15 protein-coding genes and 1 pseudogene are annotated in these 17,184 nt (G+C 69.0%); 5 read left to right on the top strand and 11 right to left on the bottom strand.

The window, feature by feature from the left end:
* The first annotated feature begins 20 nt into the window (after nt 1-20).
* From AVR91_RS14435 to AVR91_RS14425, 3 genes and pseudogenes are all read left to right on the top strand, one after another.
* Nucleotides 21-1,280 carry an ABC transporter substrate-binding protein gene (locus tag AVR91_RS14435; RefSeq protein ID WP_063271109.1) on the top strand — a complete coding sequence of 420 codons (1,260 nt, stop codon included), beginning with the start codon at nt 21-23 and terminating at the stop codon, nt 1,278-1,280.
* Nucleotides 1,281-1,291: 11 nt separating this feature from the next.
* The gene (locus AVR91_RS14430) at nt 1,292-2,641 is read left to right on the top strand and encodes a GH1 family beta-glucosidase (RefSeq protein ID WP_063271110.1); all 1,350 of its coding nucleotides are present in this window, start codon (nt 1,292-1,294) and stop codon (nt 2,639-2,641) included.
* A 65-nt stretch (nt 2,642-2,706) separates the two neighbouring features.
* Nucleotides 2,707-3,923, top strand: a pseudogene (locus tag AVR91_RS14425) (DUF222 domain-containing protein).
* Nucleotides 3,924-4,415: 492 nt separating this feature from the next.
* Here AVR91_RS14425 and AVR91_RS14415 read toward each other — a convergent pair.
* The 8 genes from AVR91_RS14415 to AVR91_RS14380 all read right to left on the bottom strand — a co-directional run bounded on the left by AVR91_RS14415 (nt 4,416) and on the right by AVR91_RS14380 (nt 11,850).
* Nucleotides 4,416-5,243 carry a carbohydrate ABC transporter permease gene (locus AVR91_RS14415; protein ID WP_063271238.1) on the bottom strand — a complete coding sequence of 276 codons (828 nt, stop codon included), beginning with the start codon at nt 5,241-5,243 and terminating at the stop codon, nt 4,416-4,418.
* A 2-nt stretch (nt 5,244-5,245) separates the two neighbouring features.
* Nucleotides 5,246-6,139: a carbohydrate ABC transporter permease gene (locus AVR91_RS14410; RefSeq protein ID WP_083737558.1), complete on the bottom strand. Its 894-nt coding sequence runs from the start codon at nt 6,137-6,139 to the stop codon at nt 5,246-5,248.
* On the bottom strand, nt 6,136-6,897 hold the full coding sequence (locus AVR91_RS14405; RefSeq protein ID WP_016333429.1) for a DeoR/GlpR family DNA-binding transcription regulator: 762 nt from the start codon (nt 6,895-6,897) through the stop codon (nt 6,136-6,138). Before AVR91_RS14405 ends, AVR91_RS14410 begins: the two co-directional genes overlap by 4 nt.
* A gap of 110 nt (nt 6,898-7,007) precedes the next feature.
* Entirely contained in the window at nt 7,008-8,192 is a 1,185-nt protein-coding gene (locus tag AVR91_RS14400; RefSeq protein ID WP_063271111.1) for an RNA polymerase sigma factor, read from the bottom strand.
* Entirely contained in the window at nt 8,189-8,548 is a 360-nt protein-coding gene (locus AVR91_RS14395; protein ID WP_063271112.1) for a YciI family protein, read from the bottom strand. The genes AVR91_RS14400 and AVR91_RS14395 overlap by 4 nt, the downstream gene beginning before the upstream one ends.
* A 31-nt stretch (nt 8,549-8,579) precedes the next feature.
* Nucleotides 8,580-10,400 (bottom strand): glutamine--fructose-6-phosphate transaminase (isomerizing), encoded by a 1,821-nt coding sequence (gene glmS / locus AVR91_RS14390; protein ID WP_063271113.1) that lies wholly within the window; start codon nt 10,398-10,400, stop codon nt 8,580-8,582.
* 42 nt (nt 10,401-10,442) lie between these two features.
* Nucleotides 10,443-10,715: a hypothetical protein gene (locus AVR91_RS14385; RefSeq protein ID WP_063271114.1), complete on the bottom strand. Its 273-nt coding sequence runs from the start codon at nt 10,713-10,715 to the stop codon at nt 10,443-10,445.
* Between the two features lie 58 nt (nt 10,716-10,773).
* Complete coding sequence (locus tag AVR91_RS14380) at nt 10,774-11,850, bottom strand: M20 family metallopeptidase (RefSeq protein ID WP_063271115.1); 1,077 nt, start codon at nt 11,848-11,850, stop codon at nt 10,774-10,776.
* A 49-nt stretch (nt 11,851-11,899) separates the two neighbouring features.
* On the opposite strand from AVR91_RS14380, the gene AVR91_RS14375 reads away from it, so the two are divergent.
* Nucleotides 11,900-13,087, top strand: coding sequence for a cytochrome P450 (locus AVR91_RS14375; protein WP_063271116.1), 1,188 nt, complete (start codon nt 11,900-11,902; stop codon nt 13,085-13,087).
* Between the two features lie 86 nt (nt 13,088-13,173).
* Nucleotides 13,174-13,983, top strand: a complete 810-nt coding sequence (locus AVR91_RS14370) for a hypothetical protein (RefSeq protein WP_063271117.1) — start codon at nt 13,174-13,176, stop codon at nt 13,981-13,983.
* Here the strand turns inward: AVR91_RS14370 and AVR91_RS14365 are convergent.
* The 3 genes from AVR91_RS14365 to AVR91_RS14355 form a co-directional block, all read right to left on the bottom strand.
* On the bottom strand, nt 13,970-14,734 hold the full coding sequence (locus AVR91_RS14365) for a hypothetical protein (RefSeq protein ID WP_063271118.1): 765 nt from the start codon (nt 14,732-14,734) through the stop codon (nt 13,970-13,972). The two genes, AVR91_RS14370 and AVR91_RS14365, sit on opposite strands and share 14 nt — an antisense overlap.
* 9 nt (nt 14,735-14,743) lie before the next feature.
* Nucleotides 14,744-15,412 carry a papain-like cysteine protease family protein gene (locus tag AVR91_RS14360; RefSeq protein WP_063271119.1) on the bottom strand — a complete coding sequence of 223 codons (669 nt, stop codon included), beginning with the start codon at nt 15,410-15,412 and terminating at the stop codon, nt 14,744-14,746.
* Nucleotides 15,413-15,563: 151 nt separating this feature from the next.
* Nucleotides 15,564-17,141, bottom strand: a complete 1,578-nt coding sequence (locus AVR91_RS14355) for an adenylate/guanylate cyclase domain-containing protein (RefSeq protein ID WP_063271120.1) — start codon at nt 17,139-17,141, stop codon at nt 15,564-15,566.
* Nucleotides 17,142-17,184 lie beyond the last annotated feature (43 nt).

Genomic DNA, 17,184 nt, shown 5'->3' with positions numbered 1-17,184 from the left:
CCGCACGACCGAGGAGAACCATGACCCGCGTATTGGCCGGATTGACGGCACTCGTGCTGCTGCTCAGCGGCTGTTCGGGCACGCCTGAAGCCGGCGGCCCGATCAAGCTCACCGTCGCCACCTTCGGCGAGTTCGGGTACGAAAGACTCTTCGACGACTACGAAAAGGCCCACCCGGGCATCACCGTCGAAGGCCGGGTCGCCGACTTCGAGACGCATCACCGGCAGCTCGCCACCGGGCTCGGCGCCGGACGCGGCAGTGCCGACGTCGTGGCGATCGAAGAGCAGTACCTCCCCAAGTTCCGCCAGTCGACGGACAAGTTCAGCGATCTGTCCGAGTTCGGCGCGCAGGGCCTCCGCGAGCACTGGCCTGCCTGGAAATGGGACCAGGGCACCGCCGAGGGCGGGAAGTTCGTGATGGGCCTCGGCACCGACATGGGCAGTCTCGCCCTCTGCTACCGCCGTGACCTGTTCGCGAACGCCGGCCTGCCGACCGACCGCGACCAGGTGGCCGCACTGTGGCCGACCTGGGAGAAGTTCGCCGAAACCGGGGAACGGTTCAGCGCCAAGGCGCCGGACGGCGTCAAGTTCGCCGACTCGGCGGGCACCGTCTACACGGCGATGCTCAACCAGGCGCAGGAGAACTACTTCTCCAAGGACGACAAGTTCATCGCCGACACGAATCCCAACGTGCGCAAGGCCTTCGAGCTGGCCGGCGGGATGGCGCTGAAGAAGGAGACGGCGGCGGTCACCACCTTCACGCAGCCGTGGACGGTGGCGATCAAGCAGAGCCGGTTCGCCGCCATCACCTGCCCCGCCTGGATGCTCACGCAGATCCAGGAGGCGGGCGGCCCGGAGCTGGCCGGGAAATGGGACGTCACCTCGGTTCCGGGCAAGGCGGGCAACTGGGGCGGCTCGTTCCTGACCGTCCCGAAGCAGGGCGCGCACCGCAAGGAGGCCTACGACCTCGCCGTCTGGCTCACCGCGCCCGAACAGCAGAAGCGGATCTTCCTGGAGAGCGGTTTGCTGCCGAGCGCGCTGGGCGCCTACCAGGACAGTGCCGTGCTTTCCCACACCAGCCCGTATTTCAGCGGTGCGCCGATCGGCAAGATCTTCGCCGCGTCCGCCGAGGCCTTGCGGCCGAACTACCGCGGGCTGCGCGATGGTGAGGTGCGGCCGGTGTACGGGCACGCGCTCGGCCGCGTCGAAGAGGGGAAGCAATCGCTCGACGAGGCCTGGAACCAGGCCGCCACCGAAGGCCGCGCCGCGGCCGCCAACTGAGCGGGGACGGCGTGACACGGGGGTTTCCGGCCGGGTTCCGATGGGGCACGGCCACGGCGGCATACCAGATCGAGGGCTCGACGACGGCGGACGGCCGAGGACCGTCCATTTGGGACACTTTCACCGCGAGATCCGGTCTGGCCACGGGCGACCCGGCTTGCGACCACTACCGGCGCTACCGCGAGGACGTCCGCCTGCTGAGCGAACTCGGCGTGCCGTATTACCGGTTCTCCGTCGCGTGGTCGCGGGTCATGCCGGACGGCCGCACGGTCGAGCCACGCGGGCTCGCCTTCTACGATCGTCTCGTCGACACGTTGCTGGACCACGGGATCACCCCGATGGTGACGCTCTACCACTGGGACCTACCCGAGGCACTGCAAGCGGAAGGCGGCTGGCCGAATCGCGCGCTCGCGGACCTTTTCGCCGACTACGCGCTGACCGTCCACAAAGTACTCGGTGATCGGGTGCGGCAATGGACCACGATCAACGAGCCGTTCTGCGCCGCCTTCATCGGCTACGGCAACGGCGACCACGCGCCAGGGATTCGAAACGAAGGCGCTGCACTGGTCGCCGGACACAACCTCCTCTTGGCGCACGGCAAGGCGACACAGGCGTTGCGGTCCGAAGGCGGCGACCAGGAGGTGTCCATCGTACTCAACTTCGCCCCGGTGCTGACCGATGTGGACGACGCCTCGCACCACGAGGCGGCACGCAAATTCGACTTCCTGCACAACAGGTTCTTCCTCGATCCGTTGCTGGGCCGCGGCTATCCGCCTGAGCTGCTTGCGGACCTGGCCCATGTCGGCACACTGGAACCGGCGATCGCCGACGGTGATCTGGAGATCATCGCGCAGCCGCTGGACGTCCTGGGCGTCAACTACTACGCGCCCGCCCGCGCGGTCCCACTCGACGACCCCGAGACCGACAGCAACTGCCCTCTACCGGGCCTGCGCGGAATGGACGTCCAGCCGCCGCGCGGCGAGCTGACCTCGCTCGGCTGGGAGCAGCGACCGGAGTGCTTCACCGAACTTTTGCTGTGGCTGCACGAACATTGTGGCGGACTGCCGCTCGTGATCGCCGAGAACGGCGCGGCCTTCGAGGACGAAGTCGTCGAAGGCCGCGTACACGACGAGAAGCGCGTACGGTACTTCGCCGAACACCTCGCCGCCGTGCACGCCGCTATCGAGCGCGGCGCCGACGTCCGCGGCTACATGGCCTGGTCGCTGCTCGACAACTTCGAGTGGGCCATGGGGTACACGCAACGGTTCGGGCTCGTGCACGTCGACTTCGAGACCCAGGAGCGGGTACTCAAGGACAGTGCCCTGTTCTATGCGGATGTGGTGGCGCGCAACGGTCTTTAGCAGCTGTTGCCGAAACTGTCGGTGGTCGGTCGTATGTTCTGAGTGTGGACACACTCAACGCCACTGTGGCGCTACTCAAGGAAATCACCTCGTCGGAAGCTCTTCGGGAGGTCAATGCTTCACTGGATACGTTGGGGGACAACGATGCTGTGGATGCCGCTGTCGCAGCTACGGAAGGCATCGCACGCCTGGAGGCTGTCCGGTTCCGCGCCTTGGGCCGGTTGAGCCGGCATCGTGATGGCGCCTCCAGTGTGACGCAGGAGGTCGCGTTGGCTTTGTCCGTTGTGGACGGACACGCTGCCGGGCTGGTCTCCACCGCCGAGGCGTTGACCACCCGACTGCCCCGCACGCTGGGTCTCCTGGATGCCGGGAAGGTGGGTGGTTTCGGGGCGATGAAAGTCGCTGCGGCCACTGCCTGGCTCTCCGACGAGGACGCCCGCGCGGTGGATGCGGTTCTGGAGGGCCGTCTGCCGGACCGGAACTCCGACCAGATCCGGAAAGCGGCTAGTCATGCGGCGATGATGGCCGACCGCGACGGCGCCTCCCGCCGTACCGAACGGAACCGAAGCGGACGTCGCTTGACGGTACGCCACGGCGACACCGGAGTGGCCTCCATCGAAGTCGAAGACGGCCCCGTGGAGAAGGTCGCCGCCGCCTACACCCGCATCGACCGCGAAGCCCGCGCCCTGCGGGCCAGCGGGGAGACACGCACCCTGGATCAGCTTCGTGCCGACGTCGCCCTCGACCTCCTGCTGGGCGGGCAGGGCGGAAAGACCGAACGATCCGAGGTGTTCCTCTACATGGACCTGAATACTTACCTCGGGCTGAATGACGATCCCGCCGAGATGGCGGGGCATGGCCACATCCCGGCGTCACTGGCCCGGGAGATCGCCGGCGGACCGAACACGGTGCTGCGACGGATCATCACGGATCCGTTGTCGGGACAGGTCCTCGACCTCGGCCGGGACCGCTACCGGCCCACCGCCGGTCTGGGCGAGTTCGTTCGGGTGCGGGATCGTGAGTGCCGAAGACCCGGCTGCCACCGCGTCGCCCAGGCCTGCGACCTCGACCATTCACTGCCCTGGCAATCGGCGGCCACACCGCCGATACCGAGCTCATCGATCTGTGTCGCCGTGACCATCGTTTGAAGGACGAACCCGGCTGGAACTACCGGCTGGATTCCGATGGAACTCTCACCATCACCACGCCCACGGGACAGAGCTACGACAGTCCGCCACCACCGCTGCACGAACCCCGCGCCGAAGAACCACCACCGTTCTGACCCGTCGCCGGAAAACGGCGACAGCACGGGACGGCACCTCCACGCACCGACTGGCTCCCTCTGTTCTCAACATCGCTGAAAACTGCCGACAGCACCGAGTACGCGACCGAGATTGGCCACGTCGCCGAAAAACGACCACGGCGCCGCGATCCCCGACGCGTTCTCTTCCTGAGCCATCGCCGAAAAGCGACTACATCCACACGAGCTCACACCAGAAGCTCCCCCGCGCGGCGGAACGACGCCTCCCGGCAACCACGATCGACACTCTCCCGGTTGCCGAAAAATGACCACGGCACCAGACCGCACGTCAACGCCCCGACTTCCTCAACGTCGCCGAAATACGGCATGGCCCGCCGCCCAAGACGAGCGAGCCCCCAGCCGTCGCCGAAAAACGACCACAATGCCGTACACCACCACCCTGCGACCCCAGACGCCGCTGCCAAGCCCCCGTCGGTCTCCGTTGCCGAAACCCGGCAACCAAGAAACCAAGCCTCAAGCCCGCGGAGCACCCCGCATAACCCCGTCGACCACCTTCCGCGCCAGCACGATGAACAGCACGATCACCGGCAGCACCCCGATGGTCGCCGCGGTCAGCATCAGCGAGTAATCCGTGAAGTACCCACTGGCCAGCCGCGACAACGCCACCTGGACGGTCGGGTGCGCGTTCGGGTCGAGCACGATCAGGGGCCAGAAGAAGTCGTTCCACGCGGTCATGAACGTCAGCATCCCGAGCACCGCGGCCTGCGGGCGGATGGCGGGCATCGCGACGTTCCAGAACAACCGCGCCGTCGAGCAGCCGTCGACGCGTCCGGCGTCCAGCAGTTCGCCCGGGATCGCCTCTTCGCACGCCTGCCGCATCCAGAACACGCTGAACGCGCCGACCAGTCCCGGCACGATCACCGCCTCCAGCCGTCCGTACCAGCCGAGTTCGCCGACCACCAGGTACAGCGGGATGACACCGAGCTGCGCGGGCACCATGGCGGTGCCGATGACGACCAGGAACAGCGAGTCGCGGCCGGGGAAACGCAGCCGCGCGAAGGCGAATCCGGCCATGCTGGAGAGCAGCACGTTCGAGACGGTCACCGTGCCGGCGACGATCAGCGAGTTCTGCATCGCCAGCCAGAAGTCGACGGTTCCGAACACCCGCTCGACGTTCTCGAACAGGTTGCCGCCGGGCACCAGCGGCGGAGTCGTCTCCCCGAGGGCCGAATTGTCCTTCGAGGACACCACGAACGACCAGTACAGCGGGAAGATCGACGCGACGACGACGGCCAGCAGCAGGCCGTAGACGACGAAACCGGTCCGTTCTCTCGCCGCCACGGTCACTCACCGCCCCGCATCCGGCGCACGAGCGAGAAGTTGACCAGCGCGAACACGGCCGAGAGCAGGAACAGCAACCACGCGATGGCCGCCGCGTATCCGGCGTCGAACTCGCCGAACCCCTTCTCGTACAAGTACATGGCCAGCGTCTGGAACTGGCGGTCGGCGCCGCCGGTGCCGTTGACGCCGGTTTCGTCGAGCAGCTGCGGCTCGGCGAACAGCTGCAACCCGCCGATGGTCGAGACGACGACGGTGAAGGCGATGGTCGGGCGGATCGCGGGCACCGTGATCGACCAGAAGCTCCGCCAGCGCGAGGCACCGTCGAGCATCGCGGCGTCGTAACGCTCCTGCGGAACGGACTGCATGGCCGCGAGGTAGAGCAGCGCGTTGTAACCGGTCCAGCGCCACATCACCATCGCGCTCACCGCGACGTGCGACGCGAACCGGTCCGACCGCCAGTCCACCGGATCGATCCCCACCAGGCCCAGCACCCAGTTCACGACGCCGTAGTCCTCGGCGAACAGCTGGCTGAACACCAGCGCCACCGCGACCACCGAGACGACGTTGGGCAACAGCACACTGGCCCGCCACAGCGTCCGCGCCCGCAAGGGACGGTCGAGCAGCGCGGCGAGCCCGAGCGCGGCGAACAGTTGCGGGACGGTCGAAAGGACGAAGATGCTGACCGTGTTGAAGAGCGCGTTGTAGAAATGCGGATCCTGGAGCAGGACACCGAAGTTGCCGAGCCCGGCGAACCCGGTGTCACCGTTGACCAGATGCCAGTGGTGCAGCGCCACCCACGCGGTGTAGAGCAGCGGGAAAAGACCGAACACGCCGAAGAGGACGTAGAACGGCGCTGTCATCAGGTATCCGGCGAGCCGCTCGCCCGTACGCTTCAAACGATGATCACCTTGACGCCCGCCCGGCCGATCTCGTCGAGTTCCCGCGGTTCGGCGCCGCGGTCGGTGATCAGGGTGTCGACATCGCAGAGGTCCCCGAACCGGGCGAAGTGGTCGTCGCCGATCTTGGTGTGATCGGCCAGCAGCACCGTCCGCCGCGCGGACGCGATGGCCGCGCGCTTCACCATCGCCTCGGCGGTGTCCGGGGTGGTGAGCCCCCGCTCGACGGAAAGACCGCTGGTACTGAGGAAAGCGACCTCGACGTAGGTGTCCTTGAGCGCGTCGAGCGCCCAGCCGTCGACCGACGCCATGGTGTGGCCGCGCAGCCTTCCGCCGACCACCATCAGCGTGACGCCGGGCCGGTTCGCGAGCGCGCACGCGTTCGGCAGCGAAGGGGTGACCACGGTCAGTTCGCGATCCGAGGGGACGAGGTTCGCCAGCCTGCCCACCGTGGTGCCCGCGTCCAACAGGATCGCGCCCCCGTCGGGGATCTGCTCCAGCGCCGCGGCGGCGATACGGTCCTTCTCCGCGGACATCACCGCGTCGCGGGCGTCGAGCCCCGGCTCGATACCCTGCCGTTCGACGGGGATCGCGCCGCCGTGCACCCGTCGCACCACTCCGCTGCGTTCCAGCGCCGTCAGATCACGGCGGACGGTCTCGCTGGTGATCTCGAAGGCCGCCGCGAGCGTCGCCACGTCGACACGGCCGTTCCGCCTGGCCTGCTTGAGGATGGCGCGCTGCCGCTCTTCGGCGTACAACGGTCACCTCCTGCCGTGGCGGACGAGCGGTCATGGCGACAATAGTTGCTTTCCCACCGGTCCGACAACGGAACCCCCTCCGTCCATTGAGGACAGAGTGTTGCCCGAAACTACGACAGGACTGCCCGCTTGGCCCGCAGGAATGCCCGTTCGGTGTCGTTGGCGGCCAAGGCGATCGCCTCGTCGTAGGCGGCGACGGCTTCCGCGGTCCGGCCCAGACGGGACAGCAGATTCGCCCGTGTGGCGGGCAGATGGTGATACCCCGGCAGGTCCAGTTCCTCGATACCGGCCAGCGCGGCGGCCGGGCCGTGCACCTCGGCGACGGCGACCGCGCGGTTGAGCGCCACGACCGGCGACGGGGCGAGCCGCCACAGCTGGTCGTAGAGCGCCAGCACCTGCGCCCAGTCGGTCGCTTCGCCGTCCGTGTGCACGGCGTTGATCGCGGCCTGCACCTGATACGGACCGGGCCGGTCGAGACGCAGGCATCGCCGCACCAGTTCGTGGCCTTCGGCGATCAGTTCCCGGTTCCACAACGACCGGTCCTGCTCCGCCAGCACCACCAGCTCACCGGAAGGCCCCACGCGCGCCGGCCGCCGCGCTTCGGTGAGCAGGAGCAGCGCCAGCAGCCCGGTCACCTCCGGCTCGCCGGGCATCAGCTCGTGGAGCGCCCTCGCGAGCCGGATCGCCTCCAGGCAGAGGTCCGTCCGCAGCAGCTCACCCGAGGTGGACGTGTACCCCTCGTTGAACACGAGATAGAGCACGGTGAGGACGGAGTCCAGCCGCTCGGGAAGTTCGCCGTCACCCGGCACCCGGTACGGGATGCCCGCGTCGCGGATCTTCTTCTTCGCGCGGACGATCCGCTGGGAGACGGTCGTTTCCGGGACGAGGTACGCCCGCGCGATCTCCCCCACCTCCAGCCCGCCGAGCAGGCGCAGGGTGAGCGCCGCCCGCGCGGGCGGGGAAAGCGCCGGATGGCAGCAGGTGAAGATCATGCGGAGCTGGTCGTCGCGGACCGGCCCCACGTCCCGCGGCTCGTCCGGCGTCTGCAGGAGCAACGCCTGGGCGTGCCGTGCCTCGCGAGTGGATTCCCGGCGCAGGCGGTCGATCGCGCGGTTGCGGGCGGTGGTCACGATCCACCCGCCCGGATTGGGCGGCGTCTTGTCCCACTTTTCCACCGCGGTCGCGAACGCGTCCTGAACCGCCTCCTCGGCGAGCGTGATGTCGCCGAGGAGGCGCGTCAGGGTGGCCACGCACCGGCCGTACTCCGCCCGGTAGATCCCGTCGAAATCCGTCACTGCCGGAGCGACGGGTCGCCGAACGGCCGCACCTCGATCGGCTGCCCGCAGGCCAGCGCGCACTTCCGCGCCCACGCGAGCGCCTGGTCGAGGTCCTCGACCTCGATCACCCAGAATCCGCCGAGCTGTTCCTTCGTCTCGGCGAACGGGCCGTCGGTGATCGTGGTCGTGCCGCCGCCGGGCCGGACGACCGTGGAGACGTCCGAATGCTCGAGCCCGCCGACGAAGACCCACGACCCGGCGGCCTTCATCTCGTCGGTGACCTTGCCCGTCCTGGCGAGCATGGCCCGGACCTCGTCCTCGGGCGCGTCCCGCTCGCTTTCGTCGAGCTGGACGGCGAGCAGGTACTGCCCCATCGCGGACTCCCTCGATCGCTGAGGCCGGAAATCATTCCACGGTGACGGACTTCGCCAGGTTCCGGGGCTTGTCGATGTCGTGGCCGAGGAGCAGCGCGGCGTGGTAGGCCAGCAGCTGCAGCGGGATCGTGAGCAGGATCGGGTCGAGCTCCGGCTCCGAACGCGGCACCACGAACTTCGGCACGTCGAGGTCGCCGAAGTCCACGTCGTCGTGCGTGATCGCCAAGACCTGCCCCTTGCGCGCCTTGATCTGCTGCATCGCGGCCAGGTTGCGGTCGGCGAGGTCGTCGGACGGCACGATCGCGACCGTCGGCAGCTCCTCGTCGATCAGCGCGAGCGGGCCGTGCTTGAGTTCCGAGGTCTGGTAGGCCTCCGCGTGCCGGTACGAGATCTCCTTGAACTTCTGCGCGCCCTCCCGCGCCACCGGGAAGCCCCGGACCCGGCCGATGAAGAACAGGCTGCGCGCGTCCGCGCAGATCTTGGCCTGTTCGGCGATCTGCGCTTCGTTCTCGACGATGGCCGCGACCTGCTTCGGCAGCGCCCGCAACGCCGCGACGATGCGCTGCCCGTCCGCGTTGGACAGGTCGCGGACGCGGCCGAGGGCCAGCGCGATCATCGCGAAGCCGACGGCCATGTTGGTGAGCGCCTTGGTCGAAGCGACCGCGATCTCCGGGCCGGCGTGCAGGTACAGGCCACCGTCGCAGGCCCGCGCGATCGTCGAACCGACGACGTTCACCAGGCCGACCACCCGGCCGCCCTTGCGCTTGACCTCTTCGACGGCGAACGCGGTGTCCGCGGTCTCGCCGGACTGGCTGACCGCGATGTAGAGGGTGTCCGCCTCGATGATGGGGTTGCGGTAGCGGAATTCGGACGCAGCCTCCGCGTCGGCCGGGACCCGCGCCAGGTCCTCGATCATGGTGGCGCCGATCTGGCCCGCGTAGTACGCCGAGCCGCAGCCGAGGATCTTCACCCGCGCGAAGCCGCGCAGATCACGGGGAGTCAGGTTCAGACCGTCCAAACGGGACACTCCGAACCGGTCGTCGAGACGGCCCCGGATCATGCGCTCCAGGCATTCCGGCTGCTCCTGGATCTCCTTGTACATGTAGTGCTGATGCCCGCCGAGGTCGAGGTCGTCGGCCTGGATGTCGATCGCGGTCGCGGCCTTGCCGGTGTCGCTCTCGTCGACGGTGAAGGTGCGGTAGCCGGTGGCCGAGACGCTGGCGAACTCGCCGTCGTCGAGGTGCACCACCTGCGAGGTGTGCCGGACCAGCGCGGACAGGTCGCTGGCGACGAACATCTCCCGGTCGCCGACGCCGATGATCAGCGGCGACCCGTTCCGCGCGACCACGACGCGGTCGGGGTGCTCGGTGTCGGTCACGGCGATCGCGTAGGTGCCGGTGACGCGGGAGACGGCCTCGACGACCGCGTCTTCCAGCGTCTTCGCACCCGAGCGCGCGATCAGGTGGGCGAGCACCTCGGTGTCGGTCTCCGACGACAGCGTCACCCCCGCCTGGGTGAGCTGCTCCCGCAGCGCGTCGGCGTTGTCGATGATCCCGTTGTGCACCACGGAGATCCGGCCGTCTTCGGAGACGTGCGGATGGGCGTTCGCCTCGGTCGCCGGACCGTGCGTCGCCCACCTCGTGTGCCCGATGCCGACCTTGCCCGCGAGCCGCTTGGGCAGCGCGGCCGTCAGGTTCCGCACCCGCCCCACGATCCGGTGCACCTGGGCGCCCTTACCGCCGAGGACCGAGATCCCGGCCGAGTCGTAGCCGCGGTACTCCAGCCGCGTCAGCCCCTCGATCAGGATCGGAGCGGCGTTCTGGCCGCCGATGTAGCCGACGATTCCGCACATGACGAGTCAACCTCACAAAAGAAAACGGACGGGCGTGGTCCGTCAGCCGTAGATGATGCGGCGCAGTTGCCGCTCGGACAGGTCGGGAGGCGCGACGAGACGGCGGCTCAGCTCGCCGGCGATCAGGGGGAAGATCTCGGGGTTCTTCCGGCCCTCCGCCTGCAACCGGGCATGCCGCGACCGGACGTACTGCTCGGCGGGCTGCCGGTAGAACGCCAGGACGTCTTCGACGACACGGGCGGCGATGGCCGTCGACAAACCTGTCGACAAGGCCACCTGCTCGACGATGTCCGCGTCCTCCACGGAGCTCATCATGCACATCCGGCTTCCGAAACGCCAGTTCTTGCCCGAAATCGGGCAAGAACTGGGTTACTCACTGGCCGCAGATCGCCTTCACCAGCTCGGTGACCAGTTCCGCTCGCTCCACCATCGACTCGACCAGCAGGTACTCGTGGTCGGCGTGGGCGCCGCCGCCGACGGCACCGAGCCCGTCGAGGGTCGGCACGCCGATCGCGGCCGTGAGGTTGCCGTCACTCCCGCCGCCGACGGCCACCCCGGCGACCCCGGGCAGGAGCCGTTCCGCGACGGCGAAGAGGCCGGCGGCGGCCGACTCGGGCATCGGCGGCCGATGGATCCCGCCACGCACCTCGACTTTCGCCCCATCGAGACGCGGCGTGAGCGCGGCGAATCCGGCTTCGACCCGCGCCTTCTCCTCGGCGGACTCGACCCGGACATCGACCACGACGGTCGCGGACGCGGGCACGACGTTGCTCGCCGTTCCCGCCGAAGCGACCGTCGGGGTGACGCTGGTGCCGACCTCCGGCCGATCGAGCGCGGCGATCGCCAGCACCTGATGCGCGGCTTCGGTCAGCGCGTTCACGCCGGACTCGGGTTCGAGGCCGGCGTGCGACGCCCGGCCGGTGATGACGACCTCGAACGTGCCGCAGCCCTTGCGGCCGATCTTGAGACCGCCGCCGTCGGCCGCGCCTTCGAAGACGAGCACCGCGCCGCACGCGCGGGCGCGGTCTTCGATGAGCGCCCGGGATGCGTGAGAGCCCGTTTCCTCGTCGGACGTCACGAGGATCTCGACCCCGGAAAGATCGTCGAGCGCGGCCAGGCCGTGGATCGCCTGCACCAGTCCGCCGAGCATGTCGAACACCCCCGGCCCGGTCACCCGGCCGTCGGTCACGGCGAACGGGCGGCGCGCCAGGGTGCCGATCGGGAACACGGTGTCGTGGTGCCCCAGGATCAGCACGCGGGGTTCACCGCCGCCGGACCAGCGGACGTGCGGTCCCGCGGCACTCGCCACCAGGGTCGCCGTCCCACCGAGGCGGGTCTCGACGAGAGCGGCCACCGCCTCGGCCGACGCCGTCAAGGCCTCGATGTCCCCGGAAGGCGACTCGATCTCGACGAGGGTCCGGAGGTCTTCGATCATCGCGTCGGCAGTCATGCGAACACTTTCGCCTATGCCCCGGCGCGGCCGCACCTAGGATCGGGTCATGCTCGAGAACCTGCTCACGCCGGAGACCAGGACCGATCCGTACCCGTTCTACCGTCAGGTCTTCGACCGCGGCCCGGTTCTCGCGGCCGCCGACGGGTTCTTCGTGGTGAGCGGGTTCGAAGAGGCGTCCGCCCTGCTCAAGAATCCCGCGTTCGGCCATGGGGAGCCGGAGGTGCTGCCGGATCCGCACGAGAACGAGCCGGTGGACGAGCAGGGCCGGGTGGTCCGGTCGTTCCTCGCGCTCGACCCGCCCGATCACACGCGGCTTCGGCGGCTGGTCTCCAAGGCGTTCACGCCGAGAATGATCGAGCAGCTCGCCCCGAGGATCGAGGAGCTGGCGAAGGAACTCGTGGCGAAAGCGCTCGAAATGGGCGAATTCGACCTGATGACCGAGATCGCGAAGCCGCTGCCGGTCGTCGTCATCAGCGAGATGCTCGGGGTTCCCCTCGCCGACCGCGAGCGTTTCGAGGGGTGGTCGCACGCCATGGGACGCGCACTCGACCCGTCCTTCCTGATCGCGAAAGAGACCGTCGCGGCGGCGGTCGCGGCCCGGCGCGAGTTCGTCGCCTACTTCCGTGAGCTGGCGAAGGAACGACGGAAGCGGCCGACCGGCGACCTGTTCTCCGATCTGGTGTCGGTCTCCGACGAGGGCGACCGGCTCAGCGAAGGCGAACTGGTGATCACCGCGATGCTCCTGCTGGTCGCCGGGCACGAGACGACGACCAACCTGATCGGCAACGGGATCCTCGCGCTGCTGAACCATCCCGAGCAGCACCGGAAACTGACCGAGGACCGCTCGAAGATCCCGAACGCGGTCGAGGAGATGCTCCGGTACGACTCCCCCGTCCAGCTCACGACACGGCTCGCCCTGCGGGACACGACGATCGGTGACGAGTCCGTCGGCGAAGGCGCCCAGGCGGTCGTCCTGCTGGGAGCGGCCAACCGCGACCCGCGCACGCACGAGAACCCGGACCGTTTCGACGTGGATCGCCCCTCGCCGAGGCATCTCGCGCTGGGACAGGGCATCCACTTCTGTCTCGGCGCCCCGCTCGCGCGGATGGAGGGCCGGACCCTGTTCGAGGCGCTGCTCGGCGCCGGCCGCGCCTTCCACCGGACCGCCGATCCGGTCTGGGTGAAACAGGTGACACTGCGCGGCCTCGAAAGCCTGCGGCTCGAATTCGCCTGAAAGTCCGGTTTTCGACCTTAGGCGGTTGCCGACCGGCGCCGGACTGCGCATGCTTTGCGCCAATTCCGGCGTCGGCGGGGGTGCCCATGTACCAGGAACGCGAGGTCAGATCCGGCCCATTCCATCGCGCGCTCTCCGAGGCGGTGGAACATCGCGGCCTTTCCCTTTCCCGCATCCGCGCGCTCGAAGCGGTTCTGGGCCTGCCACCGGACAGCCTCGTCGTCCTGATCGGCCCGCAGCGGCGGTCACCCGGCGACGACCGCAGGCCCTCCGTGGCCGAACTGCGGCAGAGCTGGGCCGAGACCTGTTCATTGCTGGACGAGCTGAGCGCGTCGCCCGGCGCCGAAGGCAACGCGAAGCTCGACGTCGTGACCGTCGTCGACGTGCTCACCATGTCCGGCGAAGGACGGATCTCGGAGATCACCTCCACCATGGTGGTACGGGCGCGGGAGTCCGGCGCGGACGGTTTCGTGGTGACCCACCAGGACGAGCCCGGCACCGATATGGAGGCCACGACGGTCTTCGCCACCGACGGCTGCCGAAGAGGCAGAGTGCGCCGAAGCGCCACATCGCCGGGGATGGTGTTCGAGCTCCTCTTCGATCGCGGCCTGGCCGAAGGGGAAACGCACACCTTCGCGTTCACGTTGCGGCTGGCCGCGTCGGTCCGTTCGACCTGTTTCCATCGGACGGTGCGGTCACGCATGTCGGCGTACCTGCTCCGCATGCGTTTCGACGGCGGCGCGCTCCCCGCGCGGTGCGTCAAAACCGTGCGGGAGCGCGAAGAACTCGCCCCCGTGGTCAGCGAGCCGCTGCATCCCGGTCCGGGTGCGACGGTCAGCGCCTACTTCGAGGAGCTCGACGTCGGCATCGCGGGGATCGACCTCATCTGGGAGTGAGACGGCGCCGCCACCACACCGCGACCAGCACGGCACCCACGCCTGCCGTGATCAAACCGGCCACGATGGCGACGGGGATCCCGGTGTCGGCAGGCGGGGGCGCCTGCTGCGTGAAGCCGATCCCGCCGCCGCGCTGGTAGTCCGATCCTGGCAGCTTGTCGGCATAACGACCATGTACTTCCCTTTGGTACTCGGAAAGCGGGACGAACTTCCCCACCGGTGACTGAGGCAGGCTCGCCTGCAGCAGCACCACACCATCGGGCCCCCATTCGTACCAGCCGTTGATCTGGGGCTCGTTGAGCAGGACCGCGCCGGGCTTCAGCCGCGCGCTCAGGGCCTCTTCGTCGTTCCCGGAGAACACGCTCGCCGCCACCCACTTCCCCGGTCCCTCCGGCATCGCCTGCACCGTGGCCGTCTGCCCGGAATCCGCGGTGGCCGTCACGGCGACGGATCTGAGCACGCCCGCCGGTGCCCCCTCGACACCCCGGACGAAGTCGGGATTGAGGGTGTAGACCGGGATTCCCTTCTCCCCCATGGTGATCCGTTCCGGTTCGATGTGGTCGACCTGCCGGAAGTTCGATCTCGCGAGTCCGATCGCGTCCGGCTGCCCGGCGACACGCACGGCCGCCGCGAGGTCGCCGTCCGAGGGCGGGACGACGCTCTCGCTCGCCGAGGCGGGCGGCGTGGCGGACAGCAGCGTCGCGACGGCCACCGCGAGACAACCGGCGAACTTCCGGCAGATCGTGGTCATGTCCGCGCCTCAGCCCTTCCGGATGTTGACGATGGTGTCGTTCCAGCGGAACTGGCCGTTGCTGCGGTACTGGTTGTAGTTCCAGGTCTGGTAGCGCTGGTAGGTGGGCCACGGGTCGCCGACCATGATCGACTGGTTCGCCGAGTCGTAGCCGTAGATCACCTCGGCGTGGCCGCCGCCGGAGGTCCAGTAGATACCCGTCAGGTTCAGGATCCCGGCGTCGATCTGGCCGACGACCGAGCTGAAGCCGATCGGGCCGCCCGCGTCCTGCGCGGAGAAGCCGGTGCCGCGGAAACCGCGGACGATCTCGTAGATCTGGGCGGGCTGGTTCGGGCAGTACCCGGCCGAGGTTCCCTTGCCCGCGGCGCAGAACTGGGCCTGGGTGGCGGTGCCGCCCATGGACCGCTCGATACTCGAACCGTCCGCGGCCCAGCACCATTGGTCGTACTGCTGCACCTGCTGGGTGTAGTTCAGCTGCTTGGACGCGGCCGTCGCGGCGACCGTCATCGCGTTCCCGGCCACCGGCGCGATCTCCCGCACCTGAGTGTGGGTCTCGGTCTTGATCAGGCCGCTGGGCCGGTCCCCGTCTCCGGACTGCGCCAACGCGGTGGCGGGCAGCATGCTCAGCGCGAAGACGGCGGCTCCGGTCGCCAGCACGGCCCTCGAAAGGCTCTTCACAGATGTCTCCTTCGACACGGGGATGGGGAGATCACCGTGCGCCGCCCCGGCTTCGGGAACAACGCCCTCACCAGGCGCGAAGGAGCTCCTGTGATCGTTCACGGCCCGCTACCGGCGGAGTACGAGCCGCCGCGCAAGATTCACGGCGCCTTCACAAAGGCCGTGAATCCGCCACGGGTGTCGCGAGCGTGGTGGGCCTGGACCGGCCCCGCAAGGTGACGTCCTCCGTCGCCTTCCACTGCGCGGCCTCGGCTTCGGCGGCCGACTCGATCGCCGTCCACGACGCGAGCAGCCGGGCCTCGACGTTCTTCGCCAGCTCGGTGAGCCTGGCCGCTTCGTTCACCGGATCGCCGATCACCGTGTACTCGAACCGCCGCGGGTCGCCGACGTTCCCGGCGACCACCTCACCCGTCGCCACACCGATCCCGGCCGGGCATTCCGGCACCTCCTCGGCCAGCCTGCGCGCGATCGCCCGTCCGGCGGAAAGCGCGAGGGTCGCGTGGTCCTCCAGCCGCACCGGCGCGCCGAAGATCGCGAGCGCGGCGTCGCCGACGAACTTGTTGACCAGACCGTGGTTGCGGTCGATCTCGTCGACCACCACCGCGAAGAACCGGTTGAGCAGGCCGACGACCTCCTCGGGCGGGCGGCTCGCGGCCAGCGCGGTCGAGCCGATCAGGTCGACGAACAGCACCGACACCGTCCGCACCGTGCCACCGAGTTCGGCCGACGTGCGCATCGCCTCGCTCGCGACGTCCTCGCCGACATGCCTGCCGAACAGGTCCCGCAAACGTTCGCGTTCGGCCAGGCCGACGGCCATCCCGTTGAAACCCGCTTGCAGCAGACCGAGTTCGGTGCCGTCGTAGACCGGGATCTCCACGGTGAAGTCACCGGCCCGGACCCGGCCCAGCGCGTGCTGCACCGACCGGATCGGGTTCACCACGGCGCGCGCGGTGAACACCGTCACCAGCAGCCCGAAGACCAGCACCACCAGCCCGAGGGCGATCACCGAGATGGCGAGCTTCGTCGTCGACACGTCGCCGCGCGCCCACGCCAGCACCGCCGTGACCACCAGCCCCGCCACCGGCACCCCGGTGCCGAGGCACCAGAACAGCAGCATCCGCAGGTTCACGCCGCCGCTGAGCGGCCGCGACGGCAAGGTGCCGGACAACGCCAGCGCCGCGTACGGCCGCAGGATGAATTCCCCGGCCAGGTAGGCGATCGCGCAGACGACCACCCCCGCGAACGCGACGACGAGCAGTTCGGTGAGCACGACCCTCGGCTGCACCAGCGCGGCCAGCACGCCGAACACCACGGTCGCGATTCCCCACAACACCGCCTGGACCAGCGTCAGGCGCAAGGGAACCCGAAGGCTCGACACGCGTTCGTCGTCGGTCGGCGTCCGGCCCTCGGCCGCCCACCGCAACGTCCGCAGCGCGCCGCGGGTGCCCCACAGCGCACCCACGACCACGGCGGAGACCACGTAGACCGGTACCGCGATCGCGGTCACCCGGATGAGGTCACCGGACATCCCGGGAGCGGGCATGAGCAGCGCCGCCAGCCCGACCACGACCAGCGCGCCGATGACGTTGGTCGCGATCAGCGTCCCGGTGAGCAATCCCTGGACGCGACGGCGCAACACGGCCGGGTCCTGGTCGAGCGGACCGAGCAGCCAGGAGCCGAACGGCCCTTGCCCGCGGCCCCGAACAGAGGAGTCGTTGTCTGATCGCACCCGTGTCCCGCCGTTCACCCCGGTTTGAGTGAACGACTGTACA

Origin of the sequence: Amycolatopsis keratiniphila subsp. keratiniphila (genome assembly GCF_001620365.2) — a bacterium.
In the GTDB taxonomy this organism is placed as follows: Bacteria; Actinomycetota; Actinomycetes; order Mycobacteriales; family Pseudonocardiaceae; genus Amycolatopsis; species Amycolatopsis keratiniphila.
The sequence above is the reverse complement of the archived record's forward strand: the minus strand, read 5'-3'. Positions and strand labels throughout refer to the sequence as shown.